Below are 6653 nucleotides of genomic sequence, written 5' to 3'. Positions count from 1 at the left end.
AAACTGGACGCCGAGCGGCAGGATACGGCGCTTTAATTCCGGTTGCGCCGCCATTCCTGACGTGCCCGGACGCTGATCAGGGCGTTGGAACCGGTCATACATTCACGTTGATCAATCGCAGCACGGCGTGAGGACAGGTATCCCCGAGAAGGATCTGGTGCGCATCTTCGAGGCTCTCTGCCGCGGCAGCCCCGCGCGCGAACACAGCAGAGAAAGTGCCGGCCTCACTTTGGCGCCACAACGACTGCAAACAGCCGATCAATATTCAGCTGAAGGTCCTGAACAGCCGGGTTTTCGGCATATTTAGGCAACCCCAGCGGCAGACTCATGCTCTCGTGCATAGCCGAGGTCTCCGCGTCATTCAGGAGGCCTCGCTTTCTCAAGATGTTGGCAAGGCTGACAATTCCGTTGATGGCGGAAACGTCCGAGGCCTCCAGTGCATCCATCAAGTCTTTTTCGGCAAGGTTCGGGTTCTCTGTCATTGCGAAGCACCTAGCAAATGGCTCGCAGCGAGCTTTTCGTGCTGGGCAAGCTCACGGTTGCGTGCGACTTCAAGGACCTGATTGGCCATGCTGCGCCATGCCTTCTCGGAGCGCAATGCCCGTGCCCGCACATTCTCCAGCACGCAGCAAGCCGCTTCTTGGGCGGCTTGTTCGGCCCGTTCGATGAGAAATTCGTACGAAAGCGCCATAAGCATTCACTCCTTGGTTGTGGTCAGGGGCATCGGACATGTCGGCAGCTCCCCAACGGGCTGCCGACATGTCTGTTGATCAGTTGGCGCTGCTGAGATTGATCGCCGATTCCTTGCCGTTGCGGCCGGTCTCGACGTCATAGGACACGCGCTGGTCCTTGCTCAGAGTTCCAAGGCCGGCAGCCTGCACGGCAGAAATATGGACAAAGCTGTCCTTGCTGCCGTCATCAGGCTGAATGAAGCCATAGCCCTTGTCTTCATTGAAAAATTTTACGGTTCCGATGGTCATGGTCGTTTCCTTTCAAGAAACATTGGTGGACGTCAGCGATTGCTGACGATGTCAGGCTTCAAGTCGTCCATTGAAAGGAAGTCGTCGTCTTGCAGGAATGGGAACACAGCCCCAGATCCGAAACCAATTCGTCGATACCTGTCGAAGTTCGACACAAGCAGGATAGGTGCGCCGGCATTCACTGGCGCGTTTGCATCAGGCGCTTGCCGGCGCCGAACAATGAGTAATGCTCCAGGCACAGGCGGCAGCAGCGCCGAGTTGGCGCTGGACAGCGCTTATCCGGCCTGCAATCGACAAGGCTTGAGCAAGATGTGCCCGGCGAACGTCATTACAGACCGAATGATCGGCCCGCATCAACGCTTGCTGATGAGCGGCATATTCTTTGTTGATATCCATAGGACATCTCCTGCTGGACGCGGCCCGGCCCAACGCAAGTCCGCGCCAGGCCTTTCCGCGAGGGTCTTCCTGATCAGTCGACCATCGCCGCAACGATGCGTCGCAGTTCGAGGGTCGAAAGCATGGCGGTGGAAGTCATGTTCCTGTCCATGGATTCGTCTGCCGCCGAGTTCTTGCGCGGCGAGTTTGTGTGGCGCTTGAAAGCGCCAGTATACATCAAAGTCATTTTATCCTTGCGGGCAGCGATGCGCTGCCGCCTCATGAAATCAGATTAGCGCCTGATCACACGCCTACGGACACCGCCTGGCCTCTGGCCGGGCGTCCGTTCGCGATAGATGATCCGACCTTTGGTCAGGTCGTAAGGCGTCATTTCCAAGTGTACGAGGTCGCCAACGACCGAGGCGGATCCGGTGACGGCGCATTTTACCTGCCGTGTAGGCGATAATCCGATACCCATTGTCGAGTGTCACGCCAAAGCGTCCATCGGGCAGGATCTCGTCGATCCTGCCTTCCACCGTCATGAGCTCTTCTTTCGCCAAACCAGTTCCTTGCGTACAAAAAAACGCCCGCTGACGGGCGTATCCCGGCGCGGAGCCATACAGCATGAAATGGAAAGGAGCCGCAAAGGCGGCAATCAAATTCCGTCGCAAACGACGTTAGGCAATTTCCTATTAGCGCATAGTTTGGAAATTACAAGCAGCTTTGAAAAGCGTGCGGGTAAGTATGAAGAGGGGCCGTTCCTAGCTGCGACGTGATAACGTAAATGCAGGACCGTCAGCGACCTTTGTTCGCCGACAGGAAACTTCAGGCCTGTCCGCCATTCACGTTAATGCGGGTCTTTTCGCAAAGAGGCTGCGATGTGACAACAACAAGCGCTGTTTAGGAGCATTAGAACAATCAATCAGGTCGCGGGTTTATACGTGCAGGCATAGCCAAGTTTTGAGCCAAATAAAATTTCCGCGACTGATTATGACTAAGTGGTAAAGATGCCAGCTTTGCAAAGCAATCAATTAAGCCCATTTAATGTACACTCTGCGCTATTTTTGTCATTCCCGACATCGAACCGCCGCACAGAATTTGGTTGATGGTATACTCGTGAGAGTAAGGCCTTCTTAGGATGCAGGAAACTTCTGAGAATTAACCGAGAATCAGGTTCGTTCGATCTCGTCCCCAGCACCATCGCCAAACCCCTCAAAAAAACACATTTTAGACTGCCCTAAGGCATCCCGAAATGGCAGTTAATGCCGCAAGACCAAAAGATAAGTCCTACAAATTGAGCGATGAGGTAGGGCTTTACCTGGTCCAACAGCTTGATGCAGGGTTACGCCTCATACGGACAGGGGTGCTCAATACTTTCCAACGATGGAGACGGCGATCGCCGATTGCATATCGACACGCTTCGCGCTCTGCTCACCCACGATCGGATAGGTGACATTGTGACCGGTAATCCGGTCCGCGATTTCCATCTGAGGATCGGAGCTCCAGCAGACCCCGCCGCGATTTTCCTTTATGATCACTTTGGCCTGCGGCCTTCCCATGATCGTGTCAATCGCAACCTGCTGAATATCGCGCGGTGGTTCATGAACAGCCGGTAAAGGCTGCGCCGATGATGGAGTCCGTAGCCGCAATGCGCCTGAGGCGTATAGAATCGCCCGCACCTGTGCTGGTGCCCACCATGGTCAGCAAGGCGCTGCCCAGTCCGAACAGGACAGGGATAAACAGGTAATCGAGCCTTGCGCCTATGCCGTAACCATCCATTGCCGCCTCGCCAAACCTGCCGACAAGACCGGTCACGATGATGACGGTAAGATTGATCTGCACCACCGCCAGCGAAGAGATCAGTCCGACGCCCAGAACGTCGCGAAACATCGGCCAGCGCAAAGGACGCGGGGCCAGCCGCAAACCGCCCCGCGCCTGACGCAAATAGCGGATCAAAACCAAATTGGCCGCAGCATGGTAAAGTGTGACGGCCAATCCGGCACCGGCGATGCCAAGCCCGACCACAGGCCCGATACCAAAGATCAGAAAAAGAGACAGAGGCACGAGCGTGATCACGCCAAACAGCGATACCAATGCCAGCACCTTGACATTACCCACCCCCGATGCCGCCCGCCGACATCATGGTAATCAGCATCCAGACCGGGAAGAACCGACACGCCAACCAGCGCATCAGTCCCCAGCCGGGACACATAATAGATCTCGGCCACGCCGACGAGGGTCTAGGCAACCAGTACCGCAATGGTGGGCAGCGCTAGGCGGAGGATGGTTGCCGGCACCGGTCCATTCAGTATGGCTTGCTCCACCGCCGATCTGCGCTCGTTCTTTGCGGGCAGATCATCTCTTGCTTATCGCGAGAAGCGGATGTGGCCATCAGGCAATCCTTTCTGCTTTCAACAGCCTGTTATGGCTTTAAGCCAAAGGTTGACCTGATGCCCTTGTCGACGGCCCCAGCCGGAGCAAAACGCCTCAGGAAAGCAAGAAGTCTGGCGCTGGAATTGGCCGGGTGCCGCATACGGTGGCCGCCCCTGATTGCCGAAATGATCTTGCCTGCTACGCGTGACGGGGCCTCTCCCGCCGCCACCTGCTTCTGCACGGCTGCCAATGTTTGCGAGAGCATATCGGCATAGGCAGGCAGACCCGCCTGCGTTTGCTGAGCGTTGGTATCCAGCCTGGTATTGGTGAAATTGGGCTGGACTAAAATAACGCGAACACCAAAACCGCGCACCTCGTGATCAAGCGACTCTGACAGACCCTCCAGCGCATGCTTGCTGCTGGCGTAAAGCCCCATGAAGGGCGCGGGAAGAAAGCCGAGCACCGAACTGATGTTGACGATCAGGCCTGATTTCTGCTGGCGCATGGCAGGCAGCACAGCCCGCATCACCCGCAAGGCGCCAAACAGATTGGTGTCGAACAAGGCCTGCGTTTCGGCATCGCTGCTCGCCTCAACCGGGCCGATCAGGGATACACCGGCGTTGTTGATGACAATGTCGATACGTCCCGCCTTTTCGAGCACGAAATCGACAGCACGGCGGACCTGCTCGTCTTTGCGGACATCCAGTTCGAGCAATTCAACCCCCGCGATCGGGGCAACCATGAATGGCGTGCGTGCACCGCCAAAGACGCGGTATCCGGCCTGGGCCAGCGCGGCGGCGGTCGCCTCTCCGATGCCTGAGGAAACACCGGTAATCAGCACAGTTTTTTGCATGGCTATTTCCTGTTTGAAGGCGGTTACACAGCATTGATATTGGTTTTGGTATGCATCGCGGTACGCTTGAGAATGCGTGGATCCGCAGCGGTCAGGCCTGCATCGCCCAGCCGGCGCTATCCATTGCAGCCTGACGCAAAGCTTCCGAACGCGTTGGGTGGGGATGGATCGTACGTGCGACATCTTCGGCGGTTGCACCGAAGGTCAGCGCGATCCGCGCCTCGGCGATCATCTCTCCGACCTGCGAGCCGATCATATGAACGCCAAGGATGCGATCACTGCCCGCGTCCACCAGCATTTTCACCAATCCATCGGTTTCGTGATTGAGGCGTGCGCGACCATTCGCCATGAACTGAAAGCGACCGACCCTGAACTCGATGCCCGCCTCGGTAAGTTCCTCCTCACTCGCGCCGACGGCTGCCATTTCCGGACGGGTGTAGACAACGATCGGAATGTCATCGTCATCGCGGGCAGAAATTCTGCCCGCGATGGTCTCGATGCATTTGATGGCCTCTTCCTCGGCCTTGTGTGCAAGCATGGGGCCGTGCGTAACGTCGCCGATCACCCAGACGCCTGGCACTGACGTGCGGTAATGTCCATCGTGGGGTATCGCGCCGCGCGCATCAAGCGTAATGCCGATCGCATCAAGGCCCAACCCGTCTGTGAAGGCTCGCCGCCCGACCGCGACCAGCACTTTATCGGCATGCAGTTTCTCCGCCTCTTTGCCGGCACCGGCATCGATCGTAACTATCGCTCCGTCCTCGGTCGCCTCGGCGGCGACCACGCGCACGCCAAGTCGGATGTTCATGCCCTGCTTGCGCAACGAACGTTCCAGAGTTTTGGCAGCTTCCCGGTCGGTTCCCGGCAGGATCGTATCGGCATATTCGAGCACTGTGACCTCGGAGCCGAGCCGCCGCCAGATCGAACCCATCTCGAGACCCACGACACCAGCACCGATGACGATCAACCGACTTGGCACCTGACTGAAGGAAAGCGCCTCGGTGGAAGTGACAATGTTTCGACGATCAATGCACACGCCGGGAAGCGTGGAGGGTCGTGATCCGGTGGCAATGACGATGTCGCGGCCTTCGATGGCGCTGATCTCGCCGGTCGGACCGGTAACCCTTACGCGGCCCTCACCCTGAAGATGGCCCCAGCCCCGGATCCACTCCACCTTGTTCTTACGGAACAGGAACTCGACACCCTTGACGAGTTTGGCCACCGCATCGCTCTTCTGCGCCATCATCTGCGCCAGATCGAGGCGCGGTTCCACGGCGATGCCGAGGTTCGCAAACTCGGTTCGCGCCATGTCATACATTTCGCTTGCGTGAAGCAGGGACTTGGCGGGCATGCATCCCACGTTGAGACAGGTCCCGCCAAGATGCCGCGCACCCTCGACGACAGCGACGGACAGCCCCAATTGACCGGCCCGGATTGCGGCATTGTAACCGCCTGGGCCCCCACCGATAATTATCACGTCGTACATGTCAGTCTTCCTGTGGATGGTTTGCCGGCTCGCTTCCGGGAGTTGCCTGTTGCGGAAATTGCGATGCCCATTGCTCTATCGACAACAGGATCGGGCGGACGCCTTCGCCGAGGGGGGTAAGAACGTAGACCAGCCGATCTGCAGGCGGCGGCAGGCTTGTCAGGCCAATGATTCCCGCCTCCTCAAGAGAGCGAAGTCGCCTGGTAAGTATATTGGCCGAGATCGCGGGCACGGCCGCCTTGATGCGGGAGAAGCGGGCAGGCCCTTTGGCAAGGACACGCAAAACCTGCATGCTCCACTTGGCCGCGAGAATGGCCTGCGCGGTGGCAAGAGCTTCATCCTTTGCCATGATCGGCCTCCAACCTTGCAACGCGCTCTTCCAGAAAGGCAATCCGGCGCTGTTGCTCGGTAACCGGATCGTAGTCCGCATAGTCCAGGGCTTTGAGAAAACCGGTCACCCCGCGCCAGACAGCGGCGAGCATCACGCTGCTTCCTCCCTATGGCCCGCAGCCGGGGGCATGATCCGGAACCAGAGCGCATAGAGCGCGGGCAGGAAGACCAGCGTAAGCACCGTTCCGCCCAGCGT

General features: G+C 58.0%; 12 protein-coding genes and 1 pseudogene. 1 reads left to right on the top strand and 12 read right to left on the bottom strand.

What is annotated here, in order from left to right; genetic code table 11:
* Nucleotides 1-224: 224 nt before the first annotated feature.
* The 6 genes and pseudogenes from GGR38_RS23780 to infA all read right to left on the bottom strand — a co-directional run bounded on the left by GGR38_RS23780 (nt 225) and on the right by infA (nt 1897).
* The gene (locus GGR38_RS23780) at nt 225-482 is read right to left on the bottom strand and encodes a hypothetical protein (RefSeq protein ID WP_183629481.1); all 258 of its coding nucleotides are present in this window, start codon (nt 480-482) and stop codon (nt 225-227) included.
* The gene (locus GGR38_RS23775) at nt 479-691 is read right to left on the bottom strand and encodes a hypothetical protein (protein ID WP_168604008.1); all 213 of its coding nucleotides are present in this window, start codon (nt 689-691) and stop codon (nt 479-481) included. Before GGR38_RS23775 ends, GGR38_RS23780 begins: the two co-directional genes overlap by 4 nt.
* 79 nt (nt 692-770) lie before the next feature.
* Complete coding sequence (locus GGR38_RS23770; protein WP_183629479.1) at nt 771-980, bottom strand: cold-shock protein; 210 nt, start codon at nt 978-980, stop codon at nt 771-773.
* A gap of 195 nt (nt 981-1175) precedes the next feature.
* Entirely contained in the window at nt 1176-1376 is a 201-nt protein-coding gene (locus tag GGR38_RS23765; protein WP_168604009.1) for a hypothetical protein, read from the bottom strand.
* 73 nt (nt 1377-1449) lie between these two features.
* A complete protein-coding gene (locus GGR38_RS23760; RefSeq protein WP_183629477.1) occupies nt 1450-1638 on the bottom strand; it encodes a hypothetical protein in 189 nt (62 codons plus the stop codon).
* A 9-nt stretch (nt 1639-1647) separates the two neighbouring features.
* Nucleotides 1648-1897: pseudogene (infA, locus tag GGR38_RS23755) on the bottom strand (translation initiation factor IF-1).
* Between infA and GGR38_RS24600 the strand changes: the two are divergent.
* Nucleotides 1787-2131 carry a hypothetical protein gene (locus tag GGR38_RS24600; protein WP_343059214.1) on the top strand — a complete coding sequence of 115 codons (345 nt, stop codon included), beginning with the start codon at nt 1787-1789 and terminating at the stop codon, nt 2129-2131. The pseudogene infA and the gene GGR38_RS24600 sit on opposite strands and share 111 nt — an antisense overlap.
* Before the next feature lie 591 nt (nt 2132-2722).
* Here GGR38_RS24600 and GGR38_RS23750 read toward each other — a convergent pair.
* From GGR38_RS23750 to GGR38_RS23725, 6 genes are all read right to left on the bottom strand, one after another.
* Nucleotides 2723-2914, bottom strand: coding sequence for a hypothetical protein (locus GGR38_RS23750; protein WP_183629476.1), 192 nt, complete (start codon nt 2912-2914; stop codon nt 2723-2725).
* A 40-nt stretch (nt 2915-2954) separates the two neighbouring features.
* Nucleotides 2955-3473, bottom strand: coding sequence for an MATE family efflux transporter (locus tag GGR38_RS24595; RefSeq protein WP_183629475.1), 519 nt, complete (start codon nt 3471-3473; stop codon nt 2955-2957).
* Nucleotides 3474-3777: 304 nt separating this feature from the next.
* Nucleotides 3778-4569, bottom strand: coding sequence for an oxidoreductase (locus tag GGR38_RS23740; protein WP_221227242.1), 792 nt, complete (start codon nt 4567-4569; stop codon nt 3778-3780).
* 103 nt (nt 4570-4672) lie between these two features.
* Nucleotides 4673-6067: a dihydrolipoyl dehydrogenase gene (gene lpdA, locus GGR38_RS23735; protein ID WP_183629474.1), complete on the bottom strand. Its 1395-nt coding sequence runs from the start codon at nt 6065-6067 to the stop codon at nt 4673-4675.
* A gap of 1 nt (nt 6068) precedes the next feature.
* The gene (locus tag GGR38_RS23730; RefSeq protein ID WP_183629473.1) at nt 6069-6416 is read right to left on the bottom strand and encodes a winged helix-turn-helix transcriptional regulator; all 348 of its coding nucleotides are present in this window, start codon (nt 6414-6416) and stop codon (nt 6069-6071) included.
* Nucleotides 6403-6552 (bottom strand): hypothetical protein, encoded by a 150-nt coding sequence (locus GGR38_RS23725; RefSeq protein WP_183629472.1) that lies wholly within the window; start codon nt 6550-6552, stop codon nt 6403-6405. The genes GGR38_RS23730 and GGR38_RS23725 overlap by 14 nt, the downstream gene beginning before the upstream one ends.
* Nucleotides 6553-6653: the final 101 nt, after the last annotated feature.

It is taken from the genome of Novosphingobium sediminicola, assembly GCF_014196525.1.
Lineage (GTDB): Bacteria > Pseudomonadota > Alphaproteobacteria > Sphingomonadales > Sphingomonadaceae > Novosphingobium > Novosphingobium sediminicola.
The sequence above is the reverse complement of the archived record's forward strand: the minus strand, read 5'-3'. Positions and strand labels throughout refer to the sequence as shown.

Excerpts from the sequence above, each read along its gene's own strand:
- GGR38_RS23780 (WP_183629481.1), bottom strand. The coding sequence starts at position 482 with ATGACAGAGAACCCGAACCTTGCCGAAAAAGACTTGATGGATGCACTG.
- GGR38_RS23775 (WP_168604008.1), bottom strand. The coding sequence starts at position 691 with ATGGCGCTTTCGTACGAATTTCTCATCGAACGGGCCGAACAAGCCGCC.
- GGR38_RS23750 (WP_183629476.1), bottom strand. The coding sequence starts at position 2,914 with ATGGGAAGGCCGCAGGCCAAAGTGATCATAAAGGAAAATCGCGGCGGG.
- GGR38_RS23770 (WP_183629479.1), bottom strand. The coding sequence starts at position 980 with ATGACCATCGGAACCGTAAAATTTTTCAATGAAGACAAGGGCTATGGC.
- GGR38_RS23765 (WP_168604009.1), bottom strand. The coding sequence starts at position 1,376 with ATGGATATCAACAAAGAATATGCCGCTCATCAGCAAGCGTTGATGCGG.
- GGR38_RS23760 (WP_183629477.1), bottom strand. The coding sequence starts at position 1,638 with ATGAGGCGGCAGCGCATCGCTGCCCGCAAGGATAAAATGACTTTGATG.
- GGR38_RS23730 (WP_183629473.1), bottom strand. The coding sequence starts at position 6,416 with ATGGCAAAGGATGAAGCTCTTGCCACCGCGCAGGCCATTCTCGCGGCC.
- lpdA (WP_183629474.1), bottom strand. The coding sequence starts at position 6,067 with ATGTACGACGTGATAATTATCGGTGGGGGCCCAGGCGGTTACAATGCC.